21 protein-coding genes are annotated in these 24,829 nt (G+C 55.1%); 11 read left to right on the top strand and 10 right to left on the bottom strand.

Annotation, left to right across the window (positions count from 1 at the left end; translation table 11 throughout):
• Positions 1–18 precede the first annotated feature (18 nt).
• The gene (locus tag BTJ39_RS00645) at positions 19–777 is read right to left on the bottom strand and encodes an SDR family NAD(P)-dependent oxidoreductase (RefSeq protein WP_176110190.1); all 759 of its coding nucleotides are present in this window, start codon (positions 775–777) and stop codon (positions 19–21) included.
• A 225-nt stretch (positions 778–1,002) separates the two neighbouring features.
• Here BTJ39_RS00645 and BTJ39_RS00640 point away from each other — a divergent pair, with 225 nt between their 5' ends.
• From BTJ39_RS00640 to BTJ39_RS00630, 3 genes are all read left to right on the top strand, one after another.
• Positions 1,003–1,899 (top strand): AraC family transcriptional regulator, encoded by an 897-nt coding sequence (locus tag BTJ39_RS00640; protein ID WP_078000732.1) that lies wholly within the window; start codon positions 1,003–1,005, stop codon positions 1,897–1,899.
• A 119-nt stretch (positions 1,900–2,018) separates the two neighbouring features.
• Complete coding sequence (locus BTJ39_RS00635; RefSeq protein ID WP_078000731.1) at positions 2,019–2,207, top strand: hypothetical protein; 189 nt, start codon at positions 2,019–2,021, stop codon at positions 2,205–2,207.
• Positions 2,207–2,962 carry a hypothetical protein gene (locus BTJ39_RS00630; RefSeq protein WP_078000730.1) on the top strand — a complete coding sequence of 252 codons (756 nt, stop codon included), beginning with the start codon at positions 2,207–2,209 and terminating at the stop codon, positions 2,960–2,962. Before BTJ39_RS00635 ends, BTJ39_RS00630 begins: the two co-directional genes overlap by 1 nt.
• A 300-nt stretch (positions 2,963–3,262) precedes the next feature.
• Here the strand turns inward: BTJ39_RS00630 and BTJ39_RS00625 are convergent, their stop codons facing one another.
• Positions 3,263–3,808, bottom strand: a complete 546-nt coding sequence (locus BTJ39_RS00625) for an immunity 42 family protein (protein ID WP_078000729.1) — start codon at positions 3,806–3,808, stop codon at positions 3,263–3,265.
• Between the two features lie 70 nt (positions 3,809–3,878).
• Complete coding sequence (locus BTJ39_RS00620; RefSeq protein ID WP_078000728.1) at positions 3,879–4,100, bottom strand: hypothetical protein; 222 nt, start codon at positions 4,098–4,100, stop codon at positions 3,879–3,881.
• A gap of 219 nt (positions 4,101–4,319) precedes the next feature.
• Between BTJ39_RS00620 and tspO the strand changes: the two genes are divergently transcribed.
• Positions 4,320–4,772, top strand: a complete 453-nt coding sequence (gene tspO, locus BTJ39_RS00615; RefSeq protein ID WP_078000727.1) for a tryptophan-rich sensory protein TspO — start codon at positions 4,320–4,322, stop codon at positions 4,770–4,772.
• A 38-nt stretch (positions 4,773–4,810) separates the two neighbouring features.
• On the opposite strand, the gene BTJ39_RS00610 is transcribed toward tspO, so the two are convergent.
• Both BTJ39_RS00610 and BTJ39_RS00605 read right to left on the bottom strand, forming a co-directional pair.
• Positions 4,811–5,722: a DMT family transporter gene (locus tag BTJ39_RS00610; RefSeq protein ID WP_078000726.1), complete on the bottom strand. Its 912-nt coding sequence runs from the start codon at positions 5,720–5,722 to the stop codon at positions 4,811–4,813.
• 13 nt (positions 5,723–5,735) lie between these two features.
• Entirely contained in the window at positions 5,736–6,653 is a 918-nt protein-coding gene (locus BTJ39_RS00605) for a LysR family transcriptional regulator (protein ID WP_198412924.1), read from the bottom strand.
• 104 nt (positions 6,654–6,757) lie between these two features.
• Between BTJ39_RS00605 and BTJ39_RS00600 the strand changes: the two genes are divergently transcribed.
• On the top strand, positions 6,758–7,768 hold the full coding sequence (locus tag BTJ39_RS00600; protein WP_078000724.1) for a zinc-binding alcohol dehydrogenase family protein: 1,011 nt from the start codon (positions 6,758–6,760) through the stop codon (positions 7,766–7,768).
• A gap of 30 nt (positions 7,769–7,798) precedes the next feature.
• Here the strand turns inward: BTJ39_RS00600 and BTJ39_RS00595 are convergent, their stop codons facing one another.
• On the bottom strand, positions 7,799–8,629 hold the full coding sequence (locus BTJ39_RS00595; protein ID WP_078000723.1) for an SDR family oxidoreductase: 831 nt from the start codon (positions 8,627–8,629) through the stop codon (positions 7,799–7,801).
• 375 nt (positions 8,630–9,004) lie between these two features.
• Here BTJ39_RS00595 and BTJ39_RS00590 point away from each other — a divergent pair, with 375 nt between their 5' ends.
• From BTJ39_RS00590 to BTJ39_RS00575, 4 genes are all read left to right on the top strand, one after another.
• Complete coding sequence (locus tag BTJ39_RS00590; protein WP_078000722.1) at positions 9,005–9,544, top strand: GNAT family N-acetyltransferase; 540 nt, start codon at positions 9,005–9,007, stop codon at positions 9,542–9,544.
• 175 nt (positions 9,545–9,719) lie between these two features.
• Complete coding sequence (hcp, locus tag BTJ39_RS00585; RefSeq protein WP_078001230.1) at positions 9,720–11,372, top strand: hydroxylamine reductase; 1,653 nt, start codon at positions 9,720–9,722, stop codon at positions 11,370–11,372.
• Positions 11,373–11,382: 10 nt separating this feature from the next.
• A complete protein-coding gene (gene hcr, locus BTJ39_RS00580) occupies positions 11,383–12,351 on the top strand; it encodes an NADH oxidoreductase (RefSeq protein ID WP_078000721.1) in 969 nt (322 codons plus the stop codon).
• Between the two features lie 307 nt (positions 12,352–12,658).
• Positions 12,659–14,071, top strand: coding sequence for an MFS transporter (locus BTJ39_RS00575; protein WP_078000720.1), 1,413 nt, complete (start codon positions 12,659–12,661; stop codon positions 14,069–14,071).
• A gap of 121 nt (positions 14,072–14,192) precedes the next feature.
• On the opposite strand, the gene BTJ39_RS00570 is transcribed toward BTJ39_RS00575, so the two are convergent.
• Both BTJ39_RS00570 and BTJ39_RS00565 read right to left on the bottom strand, forming a co-directional pair.
• Positions 14,193–14,723: a GNAT family N-acetyltransferase gene (locus BTJ39_RS00570; RefSeq protein ID WP_078000719.1), complete on the bottom strand. Its 531-nt coding sequence runs from the start codon at positions 14,721–14,723 to the stop codon at positions 14,193–14,195.
• Positions 14,724–14,905: 182 nt separating this feature from the next.
• Entirely contained in the window at positions 14,906–17,365 is a 2,460-nt protein-coding gene (locus tag BTJ39_RS00565; protein WP_078000718.1) for a sensor domain-containing protein, read from the bottom strand.
• A gap of 438 nt (positions 17,366–17,803) precedes the next feature.
• Between BTJ39_RS00565 and sbmA the strand changes: the two genes are divergently transcribed.
• Positions 17,804–19,036, top strand: a complete 1,233-nt coding sequence (gene sbmA, locus BTJ39_RS00560; protein ID WP_078000717.1) for a peptide antibiotic transporter SbmA — start codon at positions 17,804–17,806, stop codon at positions 19,034–19,036.
• Positions 19,037–19,072: 36 nt separating this feature from the next.
• Here sbmA and BTJ39_RS00555 read toward each other — a convergent pair whose 3' ends face one another.
• A complete protein-coding gene (locus tag BTJ39_RS00555; protein WP_078000716.1) occupies positions 19,073–20,719 on the bottom strand; it encodes a dihydroxyacetone kinase subunit DhaK in 1,647 nt (548 codons plus the stop codon).
• Between the two features lie 208 nt (positions 20,720–20,927).
• Complete coding sequence (gene gltP / locus BTJ39_RS00550) at positions 20,928–22,232, bottom strand: glutamate/aspartate:proton symporter GltP (protein WP_078000715.1); 1,305 nt, start codon at positions 22,230–22,232, stop codon at positions 20,928–20,930.
• A 517-nt stretch (positions 22,233–22,749) separates the two neighbouring features.
• Here gltP and acs point away from each other — a divergent pair.
• Positions 22,750–24,705 (top strand): acetate--CoA ligase, encoded by a 1,956-nt coding sequence (gene acs, locus BTJ39_RS00545; protein ID WP_078000714.1) that lies wholly within the window; start codon positions 22,750–22,752, stop codon positions 24,703–24,705.
• The last annotated feature ends 124 nt before the right edge of the window (positions 24,706–24,829 follow it).

Raw genomic sequence — 24,829 nt, 5'->3', positions numbered from 1 at the left:
GGCCAACGCGTGACACGCTTAAATGGTCTGACCGCCTGAGACCTCAATGCGCTGGGCGTTAACCCAGCCCGCCTGGTCATCGAGAATAGCCGCCACTGCGCCGCCGATGTCCTGCGCCAGCCCAACGCGGCCCAGCGCCGTCATGCCGGCAAACTCGGCGTTAAGTTCCGGCGTATCGCGCACCACGCCACCACCGAAGTCGGTTTCAATCGCGCCCGGCGCCACGGTATTCACCGTAATGCCGCGCGCCCCCAGCTCGCGCGCCATGTACAGCGTCAGGGCTTCAACGGCGGTCTTCATAATTGAATAGGCCGAAAAGCCCGGATAGGTAATGCGCGTCAGGCCCGACGAAACGTTCAGCACCCGTCCGCCGTCAACCATTAGCGGCAGCAGTTTCTGGGAGAGAAAAAACGGCGCTTTAATATGCTCATTCATCATTTGCATAAACTGCGACTCGCTGGTTTCCATAAAGCTAGCAAACAGCCCGCTTCCGGCGTTATTAATCAGATAATCGAAATCACTGCGCCCAAAAACCGTCTTCAGGGTGCCAGTAACCTCGGCGATAAAAGCATCAAAGCTTGCCGCCTGATGAATATCTAACTTTAACGCCGCCGCCTTACGCCCCTTTTGCTCAATTTCCCGCACCACATCCAGCGCCTGCTGTTGCTGGCTGTGATAGGTGACGATGATATCGCGGCCTTTATCCGCCAGGTTCAGCGCCATGCTTTTACCCAGCCCGCGGCTGGCACCGGTGATAATAACAACTTTGCTCATAATCTTGTCTCCCGTTGGCTAAGCGCGCAGGCCAACGCCGCGCGTGATGAGATAAAGCCTAACGCGCCGCCAGCGGCGAATGAATGCCTGGTTCGGGGAGTTTTCTGCCTGATTCTCTGACCACTGAATAAGATCCCGTGACAGGATAGCTTTATCAGTGAAAGTGGTGTTTACTTATTTGCCCAAAACTATGACTTACCATCCTCATCAACTTAGCGGGAAAAGCTTATGCTCAGGCAGCCGTTAATCACACTTTGCCAGCGCTATGCGCCGGATGAAGGCGAAAACGCCACCGCGATTAACGGACTGACCCTGTTCAGAGCCAACAGCGTGGCCGCGCCCCTGCCCAGCGTTTATCAACCTTGCCTGTGTTTCATCGTCCAGGGAAGCAAACAGGTAATGCTGGGCAATGCGATCTATGGTTATCAGGCGGGACAGCACCTGGCCGTTTCGGTTGATCTGCCGATGCTAAATCAGATAACCCATGCCACGCCGGATGCGCCCTATCTGCTTATCAGCATGGCTATTCAGCCAACGCTATTCTCTTCCCTGCTGGCGCAGGCGCCTCATCTGCTAAACGGCAGCGGCAAAAGTCAACGCGGGGTTTTTGTCGGCGACCAGACGGTCGCCATGGGCGAAGGGCTGTTGCGCCTGCTCAGCCTGCTGGAAACGCCGCAGGACATCGCGGTACTGGCGGAACAAACGCTGAGAGAAGTGTTGTACCGCGTACTCTGCGCGCCGGGCGGCGAGCGCGTTGCAGAACTGGCGCAAAGCGGCAGCCCGCTGAATCGTATTGCGCGAGTGATACACAAAATCCGCGCCAGCTATTGCGAAAACCTGCCGGTTGAAGAGCTCGCACAGCTGGCCGGAATGAGCGTATCGACCTTCCATGCTCACTTCAAAACGGTGACCGCCCTGAGCCCGCTGCAATATCAGAAGACGCTGCGGCTGATTGAAGCCCGCCATTTAATGCTGTCCGGCCAGCATGACGTCGCCGCCAGCGCATGGCAGGTTGGCTATGAAAGCCCGTCGCAGTTCAGCCGCGAATATTCGCGTATGTTCGGCAACCCGCCGGCGCGCGATATCAGCCAGCTGAAACGCCAGGCAGGCACTACGCGAGGATAAACCTCGCCGGGTCACCACATCAGCACGCCAGGCCCTGAACAGATAAAAAACGGTCAACTTCCTTTCGCTGATGCGCATTGTTGCTACCCTTACAGCTCATCAGCAATAAAGGTAGCGCTATGTTTCGACATCTTTTCTCCAGCCCGCAGGACCTGTTTAACGTCAGCAACCAGCAGGAGCGCGAAGCGTCAGTAGAGGCCGAACAGCGGCTGATGATCGATGAAGATGGCAACGCCTCGGTCAATATTGCCTGCCCGGACGTCGAAGCAGATTTTCTTAAGCACGTCGACCAGCTGGAAGCCTACTGATGGGAACGGCGATATTTATGGTGCTGATGGTTTGCGGCTACTGGTATACCAACAGCGACCTGTCATCGCGCATCCGCATTCGCCGCACCAGCGGCTGGGATCTTTACTTTCTGGTAGCGCTCTATGGCTGCCTGTTTGTGATGCAGGGCATTGTCGCTACCGGCTTGCTGTGGCTTTTGCTGCTGCTGGCCTCGGCGACAAACAATCAAATCCCCGCCCTGCATATCTCAAAACACGCGGAATGGCATGCCGACCTGATGACCTGGAGCTTTCTTGGCCTGCAAGGACCGGTGCTGCTGATGCAGGGATTCGCCATTGCCTTCTGCTTTTATTATTCCAACCTCGCCCCCGGCTCCAGGCTGGATACCAGCGGGCGTCACCGGCTGTATAAAGCCGTGTCGCGCGCCAACGACGTCGAGGGTATTTTACTGCAATGTATGGAACAGGGAGAGCTTGCCTGGGTCACCCTAAAATCACGCCGCATCTATATTGGCATGATCCAGACGGCCTCGTTTGCTAATCCGGCAACGGCCAACCTGGTGCTGGTACCGATGCTTAGCGGCTACCGCGACAGCGAAAAGCTCAATTTTAACGTTGAGCACAACTACGCCCGCTGGTATCGCCGCCATCAAATTTCGTTTACTTCCGAGCCGCGCTCCGCGATGTCCTTTCGCAAGGTGATTATGCTGGATCAGGTAGAGAGCATTTCGCTATTCGATCCGGCCAGCGCCAGCGTGCTGACCGGCGATGGCTAGCGGGTGTGGGCTATAACAGAATGCAGTGCTGCGCGATCTGATAGCGGGCAAAGCTAATTTTTAGCCTGTCGCTGCTATCAGGTCGCGCCAGGCGTGTTAAAGATAAGTGCTGATGTCTGTTGAGCGGCAGGAGATGAGTCGTTTTATTATCGAGTTCGGTGAGCGTCTGAGCGATCACCTTTAATACGATGGCGGATACACAGAATCATTTACAGGGTCCGTTACAAGCGCCCTTGATGTTATTTTCTCAGATGAATATATAAGTATTTTAAATGCAAAACTCCTGCCCCTTGAACGTCATTAGCGATCTAACTGTAATAAAGAAGCTGTGTGCTCTCTGAAGCTTGAAATTATTTTATTAACTTCAATTTTCTCTATAGTTATATCTTCTATAACAAGGTGTTCTATGTCATGCCAATCGCGCCTATCGCCACAATCAACTAATTCAGATACCTTACCACCTAAAATTCTAACGAAGTCTTTGTTCGAAACGGCAAAAAAACATGCTCCGGATTCTAAAATTATCGTGGGTGAAGCATTGAACTTGCAAATTCCTTCAGGATATTCATTCTCTGGCGTGGGTTGTGGGTAAGCCATTTTATACAGAGATTCAAAAGCTTTATCTGTTGATGCATTAAATATTTCATCATCGCATGGCATAGCTACAAGAGCATTTTCAGGATCAATAACATCATCATAATCAACGAATAAGGTCGATGTGCGGATGTCACCAGGGTACATACTCCCGTTCAAAAAGAAATAAAAGAAACCATTCTTTATAGAATCGCCCCACTGCGGAACATGTTCAATCCAGATTGCAAAGCGATAGGGATCACCGAAAATCATAATATTCCTTTATCGAATAGTTTACCGATTTAGAGAAGTTCTGTTCGCAGCACATCAATGCTTTTAGAATTCATAGTTTTTTATGTAGTGACCACTCATCCCAAACATTTTCTGCATCAATATCGGGGTAGCCTCGGCTTTTGTTCATGTCTCTGGCAATCTCTGCTGGTAACTCAATAGCAGTAGCATTATCTCGTATCGACTCAACATCCTCTCGGGTCAATTCTCGTCCGAAGTCCTTCTCTTTGGCTTCAAGCAGCGCAACAAGGGCAGGAATAAACACAATAGCCATGATTTGCAAGGCTCCATAACTAATTAAATTAATTCATTTTGCATAGATATCATATCAATACATTCCATCATAGCCACTGCGAAACTGGAAAGATTTTATATTTAAGTTCGTTAGTGAGGTGCAAACGTCGGCTCCCCGCCCAAAAGCAGCCATTCCAACGCTGCCATTACAAACCGACTACGCTTATTGCAGATATGATTAAACGCGTAAGGATCGACGATGACCTTTTTTCTGTTCCTGCTGGCCTGCGCCGCGGCGGGTTCTACCGGGATGATTTTCAAACCCGGCTACTGGTACACCACGTTAAAAAAACCCAGTTTTACCCCGCCCGACTGGGCGTTTCCGCTAAGCTGGTCGCTGATTTATCTGCTGCTTGCCTGGGCGGGCTACCGGCTGACGCAGCTGCCCGGCAGCGAAACCTTGCTGGCGCTATGGGCGCTGCAAATTGCGCTCAATACCTTGTGGAGCCCGGTCTTTTTCGGCGCTCATCGCATTCTGACCGGCATGGTGGTCCTCGCCCTGCTCTGGCTGACGGTGGCGGCGATGGTATGGCTGGCGCTGCGACTGGATGCCCTCACCGCCCTGCTGCTGCTGCCTTATCTGCTCTGGCTGTCGCTGGCCTGCGCGCTTAATTTCTCTATTTTGCTGAATAATCGCGTCGGGTCACAATAACCGCCCGGCGATAGCCGCGCGCCGTCGCCAGCCCGGTTTTATTTCACCTGCGGCTGGTTAGCCCGCTCGGCCCGCGAAGGCGTAATGACCAGCCAGACTGCAAGGCAGATAACGGCGGCGCCGATAAAAAAGCTGCCAGGCAAGGCTTCATCGAGAAACAGCCATCCCCAGAGCACGCCAAACGGCGGGATCAGGAAGGTAACCGTCAGCGAGCGAAGTGGCCCAATGCTGGCAACCAGGTGGAAATAGAATATATAGGCCGCCGCAGTACATAAAAAGCCGACGGCCAGTACGCTCAGCCAGGCCTCGCTTTGCCCCCACTGCACCTGCGGACCCGTGGTGAGCGAGCCGATAAAAAACGGCAGCAAAAACAGCGTGGCGCCAAGCTGGCTTCCCATCGCCAGGGTGCGCGCATCCAGCCCGCCGCGCTGATTAATCCAGCGTCGGGTGAGAAATCCCGCCACGCCGTAGCAGGCCGTCGCGATCAAACAGCAGACGATGCCAGGCAGCAGTATGTGGGCTTCACTGGCATTGCCGGTCGTAGTAATCAGAATGATGCCAAGCAAGCCGGTGACAACCCCGGCGCTTTTTTTCAGGGTCAGCGCTTCGGCAAAAAATAGCGCGCCGATCATAACGCCCATCATCGGCGTGGTGGCGTTTAAAATGGCTGAATAGCCCGCAGGTAGCAGCTGAGCGGCAATGCAGTACATCAAAAAAGGGATGCCGGAGTTAATTACACCCAGCAGCAGCACCTGCTTCATTTTGCCGTCAAAGCGAAAGCTGCCCCTCATGACCAGCAGAATGGTCGCAAGGCCGCAAAAGCCAAAAAATACCCGTAAAAAAGCGGTATTTATCGCCCCGAAAGCAGGGGAGGCAATGCGCATAAACATAAAGCTGGCACCCCAGAGCGCCGCCAGAAACAGTAACCTTGCTATATCCGATTTTTGCATTGGCTAAATCCTGTTAATCCATGCCTTGATTTTCACTATGCAGCAGCTGCGCGCATTGCTGCTGCAACCAGTTTTTCAGCTGTTGTACCGCCGGCGTAAGCTGAGCGCGGTGCGCCGCCACCAGCTGCAGCGGTGCGGGTTCGCCCCATTCCGGCGGGAACAGCTCAACCAGCCGTCCCGCCATAATATCCGGCAGCAGGTCGAGACGCGACTTATAGACCAGCCCCTGACCGGACAGCGCCCAGCGCCGCACCACGTCGGCATCATCGCTGAAGCGATCGCCGCGTACGCTGACCACTTTTTCTCCGTCAGGCAGCAAAAACCGCCAGCGCTGATAGGCCTGTTCACGCCAGACGTAGCCCAGGCAGTTATGTTCCATCAGATCTTCGGGATTGCGCGGCGGCGTATGGCGAAGCAGCCAGTCGGGCGCCGCACAAAGCGTACGCCGGATCTCCGGCGCCAGCGCCCAGGCCACCAGCGACGAATCGCTGAGCTGACCATAGCGAATCGCCACGTCCAGCGGCTCGCTGACCAGGTCGACCGAGCGATCGCTAATACGTAACTGTACGGTCAGCTGCGGGTGCTGCGCCAGGAACTCATCCAGCCAGGGCAACAGCAAATTACGACCAAAATCAGAGGGAGCGGAAAGGCGCAGCGTGCCGCGCAGGCTGCTTTCTGCGGCGCGCAGCGACTGCTCGCCTTGCTGCATCGCGGTAATCATCAGCCGGGCATGGGGTAAATAGCGGGCGCCTTCATCGGACAAGCGTTGATTGCGGGTATTGCGGATAAACAGCCGTACCCCAAGGGATTTCTCCAGCCGCAGAATCGCGCCGCTGACGAAGGCCGGGGTGATATTGAGCTGACGCGCGACGCGAGAGAAGTTTCCCGCGTCGGCAGCCTGAACAAAAAGCTGCAGATCTTCAAGGCGCATGATTTTCGCGATTTTGACGAAAGTGTTAGTGAGTGTAGCGCGTTTTTCTTCCCTGCTGAACAGGGCAAAGTAGGACGGTACTGTTTAATCTGCGAGATATTCACATGAAGACATATGGTTTTTATCAGGCTCTGCCGCTGGATCACGCTGATTCACTGGTGGAGATCGACATGCCGGACCAGCAGCCGGGCGAACACGACCTGCTAATTGATGTTAAAGCTATTGCGATCAATCCGGTGGATGTAAAAGTGCGCGCCAATTCGCAGCCCGCCGCCGGCGAGTATCGCATTCCCGGCTGGGATGCGGCGGGCATTGTTTTAGCCACCGGCAGCAAGGTCAGCCGCTTTAAGCCAGGCGATCGCGTCTGGTATGCCGGCGCCATGCGCCGTCACGGCAGCTACAGTCCACAGCAGCTGGTGGATGAGCGGCTGGTCGGCGCCATGCCACAAACGCTGGATTTTGCCGAGGCCGCTTCGCTGCCCCTGACTGCCATTACCGCCTGGGAGCTGCTGTTTGACCGCCTGCAGGTTCAGCACTGCGATCCGGTAGAAGCTGGCGTCCTGCTGATATTAGGCGCCGCCGGTGGCGTTGGCTCGGTGCTGCTGCAGCTGGCGCGCGAGCTTACCGGGCTGACCGTTATCGGCACCGCCTCACGTCCGGCCTCGCAGCAGTGGGTGCGCGAGCGCGGCGCCCATCACGTCATTAGCCACGCCGAACCGCTGCGCCCGCAGCTGGAAGCGCTCGGCATTAACGAGGTAACGCACGTTGTCGGGCTGAATAACAGCCAGGCTTACCTGACGCAAATCGTTGATATCCTGCGTCCGGAAGGGCAATTTGCGCTGATTGACGATCCGAAAACCCTGGATATTGCGCCATTTAAGTTGAAATCGCTGTCGGTTCACTGGGAGCTGATGTTTACCCGCTCTATTTTCCAGACCGATTCACAGGTGAAGCAGCACCAGCTACTGAACAAGCTGGCGCTGCTGGTCGATCAGGGGCGCATCCGGCCAACCCTGACGGAAAAGTTGCAGGGGATTAACCTCGAAACCCTGAAAAAAGCCCATGCTCTGGTCGAGAAAGGCGACATGCTGGGCAAAGTGGTGCTGACACGCTAACCCGCCGCAGATTGCCCGGCCACCGAGGCGTTAATCAATGTCGGTGGACAGGCTGATTTCACGCCCCGCCTGCACCATTGCCAGGCGGGCGCTGAGCCCATTGCTCACCGACGTAAACGCCGTCTCACCCAGCGCAAGCCGCAGCGGTGGATTAGGGCTATCGGCAGCGCTTATCATCGCGCTGGCGACCTTCTGCGCATCGCCGCGAATCGCGATTTTCCCCGCGTTTATGGCATCACGGATGATGCCTGCGGGCGTGGTGACATACTCGGCCATCGGCTGCGGCATCACCAGGCTGGCGCCAAACTGCGTGGCGGTTGGTCCCGGTTCAGCCAGGGTAAAGCGAATATTAAACGGGGCAACTTCCTGGGCGACCGAATCGACGAAGCCCTCAATGCCCCACTTAGTGGCATGGTAGAGGCTGAAGCCGGGATAGCTCATCTGGCCGCCTTCGGAGGAGACCTGAATAATATGGCCGCCGCCCTGGCCGCGCAGCAGCGGCAGCGCGGCGCGTATCAGTTGGATAGAGCCGGTGAGATTGGTGGCGATAATCTGATCAATCTGCTCATCGCTCGCCTCTTCGGCGGCGCCCAGCACGCCAAACCCCGCGTTGCTGACCACCACGTCCAGTCGTCCCAGCGCCTGATGCGCGTCAGCGATAACGCGCCGGATGGCCTGATGATCAGTGACGTCCAGCGCCGCAACCCACAGCCGATCGCCATACTGACTGCGCAAATCATCAAGCTGCGCGGGGTTACGCAGCGTTGCGGCTACGCGGTCGCCGCGTGCCAGTAATTGTTCGACCATCAGGCGGCCGAGGCCGGTGGAGGTTCCGGTTATAAACCAGTTTGTCGTCGCCATTGCATAATGCCTTTTGTTAGGGTGTCTTAACAGGCTAACGCGACGGGATTATCTTAACTATCCCACCAATATTGCATGAGTTAGTGAAAAAAAGGCAGTAATCAGCGTTTGCGATTGGCAATGGCATGATGCACTGCGCCTCCACAGCAAAGCAGCCAGGCTCTGACAAAAATTATTCATCCGCCTCAGTAAATTATTTAACTTCCGCTTTGTTTAGCAAACCCGCATCATCGCGGCATACCCTGCGGCTAAGCTGGCGATTTCAGCGCCGACGGGCCTGGTAATAGTCTGAAATCTGCCCCGCTGCGGATTTTTCTGTGGCGAAGTTATCCATATCCGCTGACACTCAACGGTTTTAGATCCGAAGACACTGCTATGGACGTTGACCTTTTTAGCGAAACTGACCTGCCAGCGTTCAACCGCTGGTTTACCCACGCGGATGAGGCGCTGCAATTTGGCGGTCCCGAACTGGCTTTTCCTTTCAGCGAGGCGTTCCTGCATTCGCTCACCAACGGGGACAGTATGTCGCCCGAGGGCGCGCCGGACATCACCTTTGCCGGCCGCGTTCAGGGCGAGTTAGTCGGCTCGGCGCAGCTGCATTTTCACCGCAATCAGCGCATGGCGGTGCTGGCCCGGGTGGTCATCAATCCGGCGTGGCGCGGCAAAGGGATGGCCTGGCCGCTACTAAAACCAGTGGTGGATTTTTTCTTTGCCGATATCAACATGCAGCGGCTTGAACTTTCGGTATACAGCTTTAACAGCGCGGCAATCCGCACCTACAAGAAGCTTGGCTTTGTGTATGAAGGCATCAGGCGCGCCAACGTTCAGGCGAGTGATGGACAGCGCTGGGATACGCTGATTTACGGTATGCTGCGCGAAGATTATCTGAAGATGCGCGCACGCAGCGCGGCCTGAGGTGCCCTTACCCGCTAATTCAATAGGACAAGCTTTGCTCTTCGTTGGTCTTCCTGTTAGCTGAATTTGCGCTAAATCAATTTACCCTTAAGTTGTATTAAAAATGTATTTGAGCGGCTCAGGCTAAAGCGTAACCTTAAACATGCATAATAAATACAACTTTAAAGGTATGACCATGTTTTGTGTGCAATGTGAGCAAACGATAAGAACGCCGGCCGGCAACGGCTGCGCCTGGTCGCAGGGGATGTGCGGGAAAACCGCCGAAACCTCTGATTTGCAGGACCTGCTGATCGCAACCTTGCAGGGTCTGTCCGCCTGGGCGGTGAAAGCGCGTGAGTATGGCTTTATTAATCATGAGATTGACAGCTTTGCCCCGCGCGCCTTTTTCTCAACCCTGACTAACGTAAACTTTGATTCACCGCGAATCATCGCCTATGCCCGTGAAGCCGTGGCAATGCGCGAAGCGCTGAAGGCGATGTGCCTGATGAAAGATCCCACCGCAGCAGTGAGCAACCCAATGGCAGATCTGCGTCTGGTCAGCAGTGACCTCGGCGAGCTACAGCGCCAGGCCGCCGCCTTTACGCCTAATAAGGATAAAGCGGCGATTGGTGAAAATATACTCGGCCTGCGCCTGCTCTGCCTGTACGGCCTGAAGGGGGCGGCGGCCTATATGGAGCACGCGCACGTACTGGGCCAGTACGACGATGATATTTACGCCCGCTACCACAAGATTATGGCCTGGCTCGGCAGCTGGCCGTCAGACATGAATGCCTTACTGGAATGCGCGATGGAAATCGGCCAGATGAACTTCAGCGTGATGAGCATTCTGGACGCGGGCGAAACCAACGCATACGGGCATCCGACCCCCACTCAGGTCAACGTGAAGGCTGTCGCCGGTAAATGCATTCTGATTTCAGGCCACGATCTGAAAGATCTGTTTAATCTGTTAAAGCAAACTGAAGGCACCGGCGTCAACGTCTTTACCCATGGCGAAATGCTACCGGCGCACGGTTATCCTGAGCTGCGCAAATTTAAACACCTGGTCGGCAATTACGGCAGCGGCTGGCAAAACCAGCAGGTTGAATTCGCCCGCTTCCCGGGCCCAATCGTCATGACGTCTAACTGCATTATCGATCCGACGGTTGGCGAATATGACAAGCGTATCTGGACTCGTAGCATCGTCGGCTGGCCCGGCGTCAGCCATCTTGAAGGCGATGATTTCACGCCGGTGATCGATCAGGCGCAGCAGCTGGCTGGCTTCCCGTACAGCGAAATTGAACATTTAATTACCGTCGGTTTTGGCCGCCAGACGCTGCTGGGCGCCGCTGATACCCTGATTGATCTGGTCAGCCGCGAGAAGCTGCGCCACATCTTTCTTATCGGCGGCTGCGACGGCGCGCGCGGCGAGCGTAACTACTTCACCGACTTCGCCACCAGCGTACCGAATGACTGCCTGATCCTGACGCTGGCCTGTGGTAAATACCGCTTTAACAAGCTCGACTTCGGCAATATTGAAGGCCTGCCAAGGCTGGTGGATGCCGGCCAGTGTAATGATGCTTATTCCGCGATAATTCTCGCCGTCACCCTGGCTGAAAAATTGGGCTGTGGCGTCAACGATCTCCCGCTGTCGCTGGTGCTTTCCTGGTTTGAGCAAAAAGCCATCGTTATTCTGCTGACGCTGCTATCGCTGGGCGTGACCAATATCGTTACCGGTCCCACCGCGCCGGGCTTTTTAACCCCGGACCTGCTGGCCGTGCTTAACGAAAAATTTGGTCTGCGTCAGGTAACCAACGTCGCGCAGGATATGCAGCTGCTGCTGCACGCATAAGGAGCAAAGCATGTCGATACTCGCTTCACAATGCCCGTGGCGCATGCAGGTTCATCATATCGTTCAGGAAACCCCGGACGTCTGGACGCTGTCACTGCTGTGTCACGATTATTACCCTTATCGCGCGGGCCAGTATGCGTTAGTGAGCATCGGCGATGGCGCCGAAACGCTGCGCGCTTATACGCTCTCCTCAACGCCTGGCGTCAGTGAGTACATCACCCTCACCGTGCGCCAGATTGAAGGGGGAGCGGGTTCGCAGTGGCTGACCCGCGCAGTGAAACGCGGCGATTACATCTGGCTGTCAGACGCCCAGGGCGACTTCACCTGCGATGACCAACGCAACGATCGCTTTTTGCTGCTGGCCGCGGGCTGTGGCGTAACGCCGATTATGTCGATGTGCCGCTGGCTGGCTAAGTACCGACCGCAGTCGGACGTACGGGTGATTTTTAGCGTTCGTTCACCCCGGGAGGTTATTTTTTCCGATGAGTGGCGCCAGTATCCGGTAACGCTGGTGGCGGAAAATGATGCGACTTCAGGCTTTGTCAGCGGCCGCCTGACGCGCGAGCTGCTGGAAACCGTACCTGACATTGCCTCGCGCACCGTGATGACCTGCGGTCCGGCGCCTTACATGGAACAGGTCGAAAGTCTGACGAAATCCCTTGGGGTCAACCGACTATTCAAAGAGAAATTCTTCACGCCGGTCGCCAAAGCCGCAGCCAGCGGTCTGAAGATTACCAGCCTGCGCCCTGCCCGCGAATTTTTTGCCACCGTCGGCAGTACGCTGCTGGAGGCGATGGAAAGTAATCAGGTAGCGGTAAATACGGCCTGCCGGGCCGGCGTCTGCGGCTGCTGCAAAACCAAAGTTGCCGCCGGGGATTACCAGGTAACCAGCACCATGACGCTGAGCGAACAGGAAATTGAGCAAGGCTATGTGCTGTCCTGCTGCTGTTATCCGCAAGGCGATTTGGTTCTGGGTTAGCGCCCGCTTCGCCAGCAGCGGCGAGGATTCAATCCCGCTGCTGCTGGAATTATCCCGCCCGTGCGCCAAACAACGCGCCGTTCACGCTCCCGCTCTGCCAGCCCGGATGCTCCCGGTCATCACGGCAGACAAATGACTGATAGCCAACAATTCCATTATTTTGTGCTTTAATTTGGCAAAATCTTCCACAATTCAAAATTTAAATCCTGCTTTAAAGCTTTAGGATAATCAGAAGAACGTTAAACTGGGGAAATATAAACCCGGAAGCCATAATTAATTCTGCTACCCCCGAGGCTGATTACCAGAAATGCAAACACCACCTGCAAGCCAGAATTCAAATAATAGCTCTGTAAACAAAACCTTATCGCAAAGAATTGACTCCCTGCCCGCCTCCGGCGGCCTGTGGCGATTTATTACTTTATTATCGCTGGGCGGTTTCTTTGAACTCTACGATCTATTCCAGACGGGATATATTAGTTCGGGTTTACTGGCAGAAGATATATTTCATACTGGCAGCGCCGGCGTATTTGGCATATCTGACCAGGCCGCCTTCGCTTCAGCCACCTTTCTCGGCCTGTTTATCGGCGCCAGCCTGCTGGCGCCTTTCGCTGACCGCCTGGGACGGCGCATGACCTTCATGTATGCGCTGATTGGCTACGGTTTACTGTCGCTATGCATGGCGTTTCAAAGTCATGCCGAAGGGGTGATCTTCTTCCGCTTTCTGGTCGGGATCGGCCTCGGCGTAGAGCTGGTAACCATCGACACCTACCTCACCGAATGCGTGCCGCGCCATATGCGCAGCCGCGCCTTTGCCTTCGCTTTTTTTGTCCAGTTTCTATCGGTACCCGCCGTGGCGCTGATGTCCTGGTGGCTGGTACCGCAGACGATCTTCGGATTAACCGGCTGGCGGTACGTGGTGATTGCCGGCGCCGTCTGCTCGCTGATTATCTGGTTTATCAGGAAGAACCTCCCCGAATCGCCGCGCTGGCTGGCGCAGCAAGGGCGTTTCGACGAGGCGCATCAGGTGGTCAACGGCATGGAGCGGCGCTGCGGGCTCACCGCTACCGCGGCGCTGTCGATTGACGCCGAGAAGGCCCATTTGCAAAGCCGCCAGTCACTGGGCCGCTTTCGCGATATCTGGCGCCCGGAATACCGCCAGCGTACGCTGATGCTGGTGGTGATGAACTTCTTTCAGGCGATCGGCTTTTTTGGCTTCGGCAACTGGCTGCCAGCGCTGCTTTCCGGTAAGGGCGCCAGCATTACGCACAGCCTGCTGTACGCCGTATTTATCACGCTGGCCTATCCGCTGGGTTCATTGATTTGCAGTCGCTTTGCCGATCGCATGGAAAACAAATGGCAAATCGTACTGTCCTGCCTGATGACCGTGATATTCGGCACGCTGTTTGCGCTGCAAAATAACCCGCTGATGCTGATTTTCTGCGGCTTTTGCATCACCTGGTCGAACGCCTGGCTAACCTACAGCTACCACGCCTACCAGACTGAGGTGTTCCCGACCCATATCCGGGCGCGCGCCGTCGGTTTCTGCTACTCGTTCAGCCGACTTTCCACGGTGTTCAGCAGCATACTTATCGGGCTGATTTTGCAATATGCCGGCGCCGGCGCCGTCATCACCTTTATCGTGGTCAGCATGCTGATTGTGATGTTCACCATCGGGGTTTTCGGGCCGAAAACCCGCGGGCTGGAGCTGGAACAGATTTGATGATTTTTGGCGCCTTACTGCCCAGCCGATAGCTGAAAAGGCACGCGGCGACGCTACCTGAATATCAGCAGATAACCGCTAACGCCGTTTATCCGCAACCCAGGCAGCGTCGCCGCTTTGATTATTTTTCGGTCGCGTTTGTCAGCCCCTTCAGTTCGTACACTACGCATGGCTCATCGTAGTGTACCTCAATGCCTTTATAGATCATTCCAAGGCGCTGCATCACGCGCTGGGAAGCCAGATTATCCGGGTGGGCAACGGCAACAAGATAGGTTACGCCAACCCGCTCAACGGCAAAATCGACGATCGCTTTTGCCGCTTCAGTGGCCAATCCTTTACCGTGAAACTCTTTGCGCAGACGCCAGCCAATTTCGAGCGGCGCGCCATCCTGATTGGCAAGGTGTTGCAAACAGGCGGCGCCAGCGACCTCGCCGCTCTGCTTGTCACACATCGCCCACCATGAAAAACCGTACTGTTGCCAACGCGTCTGCACCCGCTGTATGGTTTCCATGGTCTCATCATGGCTTTTCGTCACGCCGTTGCTGATATAGCGCAGGATTTCCGGGTCGCTATCCATAGCACGTAAGCCGTTGATATGGCTTTTATTAAAGGGTTCCAGCCTGAGACGTTCTGTTTCAATAAGAAAACTCATCATATCGCCTTTATGCCGAAGAAATAATTTACCCTTTATCCTTTTTAAGTGATGCCGGCGTAGGTTGCAATGTCTCTTCTTGCCTGGCATTGCGCAACAGAAAAACGGCAGGCGCGAATGCGTCTGCCGGTCACAGTATTGCAATAGCGCCGGGATCCCGCGCGCAAAGGCTAAGCGGGCGCCTAAGGGGCATCCCTTCTTAGCAGCAGCTCCGACGGCTGGGGGCGGCCAAAATAGTAGCCCTGAAACAGTGAGCACCCTTCTTCCTGCAGGCGCTTAAACTGCTCAACATTTTCCACCCCTTCTGCGGTGATTTGAATATCCAGGCTACGGCTCATCCCGGTGATAGCACGGATAATCGCCAGCGATTCGCGGCTGTCTTGCATATCGCTGATAAACGATTTGTCGATTTTAATTTTATCGAACGGGAACGAACGCAGATAGCTCAGAGACGAATAACCGGTACCAAAGTCGTCCAGCGCAATACGCACGCCGAGGTTTTTCAGCTTTTGTAGCGTGTGGATATTGGTCATGTTGTTATCCAGCAGCACCGATTCCGTTATCTCCACCTCAAGGCGGTGCGGCGCCAGCCCGCTCTCTTTTAGCGCGGCCTCAACGGTGGTTACCAGCGCGCTGTTCTTAAACTGCATCGGCGACAGGTTAACCGCCACGCTCTGGTCATGGGGCCAGCTGGCCGCCTCGCGACAGGCTTCGTGCAGCGCATAGGCGCCCAGGCTATGGATCAGGCCGGTTTCCTCAGCAACGGGAATGAAATCCAGCGGCATGATCAGGCCCTTAACCGGATGGTGCCAGCGCATCAGCGCTTCATAGCCGACGATTTCCCCCTGACTGCCCTGGGTAATCGGCTGATAATAGAGCCGGAGCTGGTGCTGGGTGATAGCCTCACGCAGATCCATTTCGACCAGGCAACGCTTGCGTGCTGCTTCATCCATTTCTGGCGAGAAATGCTCATAGCGATCGCGCCCGTTGCGCTTAGCGACATACAGCGCCATGTCGGCGTGGCGCAGCAGGGTATCCGTGGGCAGCGGTTCGTCGCTGTTAACCGCAATACCAATGCTCACGCCAACCGTCAGGTTGTGGCCATCAACGCTGAAGCTGGGGCGAACGGTCTCAATCAGCCGTCGGGCGACTTCATCCGCATCGCTCGCCTGGCTGAGGCCGGGCAGCACGATAGAGAACTCATCGCCGCCGTTACGCGCCAGGGTATCCTGCACGCGCAGCACGCCGCGTAAACGCCCCGCCACGGCGCGCAGCAGGTCATCGCCCACCTGATGGCCCAGCGCATCGTTGACGTTTTTAAAATTATCCAGATCCAGCCCAAGCACCGCCGTGATTTTGCCCGCTTCGCGATCGCGGTGCAGCGCCTCTTTCAGCCGCTGATTAAACAGGATGCGGTTTGGCAGACTGGTCAGGTTATCGTGATGCGCCATATGGCGAATGCGTGCATCGGCGGCACGCTGCTCGGTGACATCCTCAGCAATCATCAGCGCATAGTTGGTATGGGCGTCATTCCCGTGAATCATCGACGCGCTGCAGCTGATAATGCGATCGCCGGCGCTGGTCGCCATCAGCTGTTCATTGCGGTGTACGCCGCCGCTGCGCTGAACAGCATTTGAGAGTGCGGCAAAGAAGTTGAACATCTCGTCCGCCACCAGATCTTTCATCTTACTGCCATCAGGCAGATGCGTAGAAAGGCCCAGTAATCCTTCAGCCCGGCTGTTTGCCAGCAGAACCTCGCCGGAGACCACATCCTCGACGATAACGCATGAAGGGATATTGGTGATGATCGAATCGAGAAATTTCGACATCGCGGCCGCTTTTTCACTGTTTTGCTCAGCTAACGCTTTGGCGCGCAGTATTTGCTGCTCATACTCGCGCATTTCCGTGCAGTCACGGGTGATTTTAACAAAGCCGATCAGCTGGCCCCGATCGTCATGCACCGCATCAATTGCCACGTGAGCCCAGAACGCACTGCCGTCTTTACGGTAACGCCAGTTTTTATCTTCAAATCGTCCCTGAACGCGGGCGATGGTGAGATTGGTTTCCGGCACCCGCGCCAGCCGATCCTGGGCACTGTAGAAAATGGAAAAGTGTTTACCAACAATCTCCTCACTGAGGTAACCTTTTGCCCGGTGCGCACCTGCATTCCAGTTAACCACCCGACCCTGCGGATCCAGCATATAGATAGCATAGTCAGTGACGCTTTCCACCAGCAGCCGGAAGCGCAGATCCTGCTCACGCTGAAGACGCTGACGTTCAGTGTAGTCGCGGGTAATTTTGACAAAGCCGATGAGCAAGCCCTGATCGTTTTGCACCGCATCGATCGAAGCATGAGCCCAGTAGGCGCTGCCATCCTTACGCAAGCGCCAGCCTTCATCTTCGGAATGACCACGGGCACGGGCGACTTTCAGCTGCTCGTCAGCCAGTTGCGCCATGCGGTCCTGCTCGTTGTAAAACAAAGAGAAGTGCTTACCGATAACTTCCCCAGCCTGATATCCCGTGGCCCGCTGTGCGCCGAAGTTCCAGTTCACCACATTGCCATCGGTATCTAACAGATAAATGGCATAGTTCACGATACTTTGAACTAATAGCCTATAGGTAACGTCTGACGTTTCACTCATTGTTCTTTCGCCTGGTCACTTTTCATCCGGAAGACGAAAAGGTTTATTGCCGCGCGTAATCAAACGCGAATAAATATTATTAGCCGCTGGGCTGACTGGAATGTTATTTTTTTATAATGTCCTGCTAGCAGCAGTAGCTATAAACTGAAAATGGCCCGTAACACAAGAAAAATCCTAAGCTGGCGGTGTTCTTCAGTTAGCTTATCGGCAGCGGATTACAAACATTCAGCAATAATTTTGTTTATTTGTTGTTCAAGTAGTCAGATGAATACCTTGCAGCAACCAAATATGCGAATAATATAAAAATAAAAGCCAACTTAATGAAATTTCATAACGTGAAAATAAGCCTGATGAGGCTTGTAATTAATAGAAACAATGCTATTCAGATGCTTTACATAAAATGGCGTTACATGCCCATTTATTTGCAGCGGAGTGCTCATGTTTAAATCGTTTTTTCCGAGGCCGATGCTGTTCTTCAGCAGTGTGGTTGTCTTTTTTGCGCTGGCAATCTTGCTATGGTTTTTTGGTGCCAGCACCTTGATCAATCTGTTTCCCGGCATGGCTGGCAGCACGGGAAAGCCGTTACCGGTTAGCGCCATGCGCTTTCTGGCGCCGCAAATGCTATGGTTTTATGCTTGGTACTGGGGGTGGGTGCTGCTGTTTTACGTCTTCTGGGCAATCTTGTCGCCGCATCCCTGGCAGCGCTGGTCGATTTTTGGCTCAGCGCTGATTATCTTTCTCGTCTGGTACTCCGTTGAGGTAAGCGTCGCTATCAACGCCTGGTACAACCCCTTTTACGATTTAATCCAGCAGGCGCTTTCCAAGCCCAATAGCGTTGAGATTACCCAGCTGTATGACGGCGCGCTGGTCTTCCTGTCGATTGCCACGATGGCGATTGTAATCGGCGTCGGCAACGCCTTTTTCGTCAGCCACTACGTGTTCCGCTGGCGTACCGCGATGAACAATTATTACGTCCACTACTGGCCGCGCCTGCGCGAGATCGAGGGTGCCGCGCAGCGTGTGCAGGAAGACACCATGCGCTTTGCCTCAACCCTTGAAGGACTTGGCGTCAGCCTGATCAGCTCGGTTATGACGCTGATCGCGTTTCTGCCGCTGCTGGTTCAGCTATCCAGTCACGTAAAATCCATTCCGATACTGGGTGAGATTCCTTATGGTCTGGTATGGGCGGCGGTTTTCTGGTCGCTGTTCGGCACCGTGCTTCTGGGCATGGTGGGCATCAAGCTGCCGGGTCTGTCATTTATTAACCAGCGCGTCGAAGCCGCCTATCGTAAAGAGCTGGTTTACGGCGAAGATGACCACAGCCGCGCGCAGCCGCCCACGTTACGTACGCTGTTTTATAACGTGCGTAAAAACTATTTCCGCCTCTATTTCCACTACCTCTACTTCAACGTTGCCCGCTACCTCTATTTGCAGGCAGACAACCTGTTTGGGCTGGTCGTGCTGTTTCCGACTATTGCCGCCGGGGCCATCACCCTCGGCCTGATGCAGCAGATCACCAACGTGTTCGATCAGGTAAGAAGCTCTTTCCAGTATCTGGTTAACTCATGGCCGACGCTGGTGGAACTGATGTCTATCTATAAACGTCTGCGCAGCTTTGAGAAGGTGCTGAACGACAGCGAGACGCATCTTAGTGAGGGCGTACTGAAGTAATCGGCGGGGCGCATCGCCGCGCCCCGCGACATCTCCTCAGGCTTGCTTCGCCAGTGCGGCAAAGACGCTTTCAACCGCGCTGGCGCCGGGGTCTTTAACGCCATCCAGACTCTGCGCATTCAGATAGGATGAACGGCCTGCTTTGGCGCTCTGCATGGACGCCGTACTTTCCGCGCCCTTGCGTGCCGCCTGCGCGACCTCACCGATTGAAGCCCCTTGCTGCAGCGCCTTAAAGGCCGGATCAAGCGCATCGATCATGGTGCGATGGCCCGGACGCGCGCCGCCATAATGCTGCATGCGCTCCAGGCCGTATGCCAGCGCCGCGGCGAAGTCGGCGCCCTCGGACAGCTTCTGCCCGGCGGAGGTAAACAGAATCGACATCAGTACTCCGCTGGAGCCGCCCATCACTACCGCCAGCTGCTCGCCGACGTGAATCAACAGCTTATCGGTCTCGTTGAGCGGCAACTTACCGTTATCCAGCGCGCTAAGCAGCCTGCCGGCACCCGCGGCAAAGGTGGAACCGGTATCGCCATCGCCGACTTTAGCATCCAGCTGGTTAAGCTGATTCTCCAGCGACACTAGGGTGTCGCAAATGGTACGTAGCATCGCGGCATGTTGCTGATTTTCCGACGGCGTAAACGCCGACTGCACGCTGACCTTTTTACCTTGCAGCGACTGCTGAGCCTGATATTTATACATCGGCTGCCAGCCGCTGGTTTCCACCGGAGCGCAGAGCGCTTCTTCCAGTTCGGAGGTCAGCACAAGGGTTGTCAGAGAAAAGCCTTTCATATCCAGCGCGCTAACCAGCGTCGCCGGACCAATTAAATGGGAGACCTGTTTGCCCAACGCAGAGGCCAGCGTTTCTTTTGCCAACAGCGCCATTTCCAGCATCGAGAAACCGCCGAGATTATTCAGCAGCAGCACCACTCGCTGGCCCTGGGGGATCTTCTGCAGTAGCTTTTCGGTCATGGCCGCGACGATCTCACGGCTATTCTGGGTGGCAAGGGTAGTTACGCCAGGCTCGCCGTGTATGCCCATGCCCAGCTCGCTCTCGCCAGCGCTGACGCGCTCATCACGATCCTCACCCGGCAGATGGCAGGTGGCGAACGCCAGGCCAATGCTGGCCGTGGCATCAATGGTTTGCTGCGCCAGCGTCGTCACCCGATCCAGATTTTGCCCCTGCTCTGCCGCATAGCCTGCCACCTTATGTACCAGCACGGTACCCGCAATACCACGCGGCTGGGGGTTATCCGGCAGGGCAATGTCGTCACGCACAATCACCATATTGACCTTAAAGCCCATCGCCCGCGCCTTTTCCGCCGCCAGACCGAAGTTAAGCCGATCGCCGGTGTAATTTTTAATAATCAGCAGGCAGCCCGCTTCGCCGGTAACGTTCACAATGGCGCTGAGCACGGCATCAACGCTTGGCGAGGCAAATATATCGCCGCACACCGCCGCCGTAAGCATCCCCTTACCTACGAACCCGGCATGAGCCGGCTCATGACCGGAGCCGCCGCCGGAGATCAGCGCAACGTTGCTTTTGTCCCAGTCACGACGCACCACAACGCGGATATCATCGCCGACGTCAAGGCGGCTGATGTTGTGATAAGGGGCGCTCTGGATAAGGCCTTCAATTGCCTCGTTGACCAGATGATTTTTATCGTTCATGAAAAAATGACTCATTACAGGTCTCCTGGTGTGGGTTATGGCGCAAATGGCGCTAACAGTGTGAAAGGCTTAAGGATAGTTGATTTAGCGCATGCTAAAGGGGAACGCCGTGGCATTTTTGACAAAAGCAGATAACAAGAGGATGACGGCGCACAGGACTGAATCAGCGCGCCGATGCTGAAACCGGCGGCGCTGGTGGGGCAAGCGCCAGCGCCGCCGTCGGTCAGGATGGAGAGGTGATATGCTTGAGCCTGGCCTCATAAGCCAGCGCCTGTTGCTTATCGAACTGGTTTTCCCACTTGGCGATCACCAGAACCGCCAGCGCGTTGCCAATGACGTTTAGCGCGGTTCGCGCCATATCCATAATCCGATCCACGCCGGCAATAAATGCCAGCCCTTCCAGCGGAATACCGACGCTGCCAAGGGTTGCCAGCAGTACCACGAAGGAAACCCCCGGCACGCCGGCGATCCCTTTGGACGTCACCATCAGGGTCAGAACCAGGATGATCTCCTGGCCTATTGATAAATCAATGCCGTACATCTGGGCGATAAAAATGGCGGCGATGCTTTGATAGAGCGTGGAACCATCAAGATTGAATGAATAGCCGGTAGGCACCACGAAGCCGGTGATGGCTTTCGGCGCGCCATAGGCTTCCATCTTTTCCATAATACGCGGCAGTACCGTTTCCGAGCTGGAGGTGGAATAGGCCAGAATCAGCTCATCTTTCAAAATACGCATCAGCGTCGTCACACGCAGATTACACAGCCGGGCCACACCGCCAAGAATAACAAAGGCAAAAAACAGGATGGCGGCGTACACCAGGATAACCAGCTTCGCCAGCGGCCACAGCGAGGCAAAGCCAAAGCTGGCGACGGTTACCGCAATCAGCGCGAACACCCCGACCGGCGCGTAACGCATGATCATATGAGTCACTTTAAACATCGTTTCGGAGACAGAACGAAACACCTGCACCAGCGGCTCACGGTGTTCAGAAGGCAGCGATGACATGCCCAGGCCGAACAGCACGGAGAAGAAGATAATCGGCAGCATGTCGCCTTTAACGATGGCCGCGAATATGTTTTGCGGGATCAGCGACAGAATGGTAGTAACCAGACTGTGCGGCGCGTTTTCGACCTGTTCAGTGGTGGCTTTATACTGCGAGATATCAACCGTCGTCAGGGCTGACATATCAATGCCGATGCCGGGTTTGAACACGTTTGCCAGCGTGATGCCCACCACGATGGCGATGGTGGTAATCACCTCAAAATAAACGATGGTTTTTACCCCAATACGGCCAAGTTTTTTCGCGTCGCCCATGCCGGCAATGCCGACGATCAGCGTCGATATCACGATAGGCACAACGATCATTTTGATCAGGTGGATAAAAATATCGCCGGCAGGCTTGAGGATGTTAGCGACCAACCAGTCACGATTTTCCGGCTGATTATGCAAAACGGCGCCCACGATGACGCCCAGCACCAGCGCAATGAGAATTTGCCAGGCAAGACTAACTTTTACAGTTTTCATAATGCATTTACTTCCTTAACAAAACCCAACCTCCACGTAGCGTATGCGGAGGAAATTACACCCCTGGTAAGATGAACTAAAACCAAACTGGCCCGTGGGTAAAATGGATAACTGCCCCTAAAAATTAGGGCCCTGATAAGTACCACCTCCCCTAACAGAAATGCAACCCCGGATAAAAGGGCATTTTCAGCACGAAATGACAGCAGAATAAGCTAAATGTAAATTTAACTTACTAACCCTTTGTTATAAATGGTAATAAAAAAAATATTTATACGCATAATTGTGCAAAACACCGATCGGCAGATAATCCCGCTGCAATCTGTTCGCTGTTTTTCTGCGCAACGCTGTCGTCTGTCAGACCCGGCGGGACATCCGGCAGGCGGATAGTTTTCAGCAAGAAAAATGTCATACCGCATACATGTCGTGATCCAATACTCAAAAATAAACAAAGCTTTATTCTGTCGCTTCCCTTCGCACTCCATTGACATACTATTAACATTCACAAGGAGAGCCAGTCATGAGCCTGATTAAAAAATATCCGGTGCCGCCCGCTATCGCGGCTGACACCCTGATTAATGCAGAGCAGTACCAGTCGATGTATCAGCAGTCGGTACAGGACCCGGAGGCATTCTGGGGCGAGCAGGGCAAAATACTTGACTGGATCAAGCCTTATACCCGGGTGAAAAACACCTCATTCGCCCCGGGAAATATTAATATTCGTTGGTATGAAGACGGCACCCTGAACCTGGCGGCTAACTGCCTCGACCGTCATCTGGCAACCCGTGGCGATCACCCGGCCCTGATCTGGGAAGGCGATGACGCCAAAGAAAGTAAAACCGTGACCTATCGCGAGCTGCATCGCGATGTTTGTCGTTTTGCCAACGTGTTAAGCGAACAGGGCATTAAAAAAGGCGATGTGGTTGCTATCTATATGCCGATGGTGCCGGAAGCGGCGGTAGCAATGCTGGCCTGTGCCCGCATCGGGGCTATCCACTCGGTGATTTTCGGCGGCTTTTCGCCGGAAGCGATCGCCGGACGCATCGTCGACTCCAGCGCGCGCCTGGTGATTACCGCCGATGAAGGCATCCGCGCCGGCCGTAAAATCCCCCTGAAGAAAAACGTCGATAGCGCGCTGGCCAATCCTAATGTCACTTCGGTCGGCAAAACCATCGTTTTCCGTCGCACCGGCGGCGAAGTCGACTGGCAGCAGGGGCGCGACCTGTGGTGGCACGATCTGATGGCTAAGGCCAGCGACAGCCACCAGCCGGCGGAGATAAACGCCGAAGACCCGTTATTTATCCTGTATACCTCCGGCTCCACGGGTAAACCAAAAGGGGTACTGCATACCACCGGCGGCTACCTGGTGTATGCGGCAACAACCTTTAAATATGTCTTCGATTACCACCCTGATGATATCTACTGGTGTACTGCCGACGTCGGCTGGATAACCGGCCACAGCTATCTGCTGTACGGCCCGCTGGCCTGCGGCGCCACCTCGCTGCTGTTTGAAGGCGTTCCCAACTGGCCACAGCCAAGCCGTATGGCGGAAGTGGTTGATAAGCACAAGGTTACCATCCTGTACACCGCCCCGACCGCTATTCGCGCACTGATGGCCGAAGGCGACAAAGCGATTGAGGGAACCTCACGCAATAGTCTGCGTATTCTCGGTTCGGTCGGCGAGCCGATTAACCCTGAGGCCTGGGAGTGGTTTCACAATAAAATTGGTAACGGGCGCTGCCCGATTTCCGATACCTGGTGGCAGACTGAAACCGGCGGCTTTATGATCACGCCATTGCCGGGTGCAACGGCGTTAAAAGCCGGCTCCGCGACCTTCCCTTTCTTCGGCGTGCAGCCTGCGCTGGTGGATAATGAAGGTAATGCGCAGCAGGGCGCCTGTGAGGGCAACCTGGTGATTAACGACTCCTGGCCGGGCCAGGCGCGCACGCTGTTTGGCGACCACGAACGCTTCGAACAAACCTATTTTTCTACCTTCCCTAACCGCTATTTCAGCGGCGACGGCGCCCGCCGCGATGAAGATGGCTACTACTGGATCACCGGACGCGTGGATGACGTGCTGAACGTTTCCGGTCACCGTCTGGGAACGGCAGAGATTGAGTCTGCGCTGGTATCGCATCCGAAAATTGCCGAAGCGGCTGTGGTGGGCATCCCTCACGCCATTAAAGGCCAGGCAATTTATGCTTACGTCACGCTGAATCACGGTGAAGAGCCATCGTCGGAGCTGTACGCCGAGGTCCGCGCATGGGTGCGTAAAGAGATCGGCCCGATTGCAACCCCGGACATCCTGCACTGGACCGACTCGCTGCCGAAAACCCGCTCAGGCAAAATCATGCGCCGCATTCTGCGCAAGATTGCCTCCGGTGATTCCAGCAATCTCGGCGATACCTCAACCCTGGCCGATCCTGGCGTGGTTGAAAAACTGCTGGAAGAGAAACAAGCGATTAAAATGCCCTGATTTCATCCCCCTCCTGCTGGAGGGGGCTTTTTACTGTTCGCTGAATGTTGTAACGAGGCCCGCCGGGAATTTCGCAGACAGCTGAACATCTGCCACTCCCCGATCCTCGTCCGAATTTAAAAAA

It is taken from the genome of Izhakiella australiensis (assembly GCF_002006995.1).
GTDB classification, from domain to species: Bacteria; Pseudomonadota; Gammaproteobacteria; order Enterobacterales; family Enterobacteriaceae; genus Izhakiella; species Izhakiella australiensis.
This window is presented reverse-complemented; position numbering and strand designations above follow the sequence as displayed.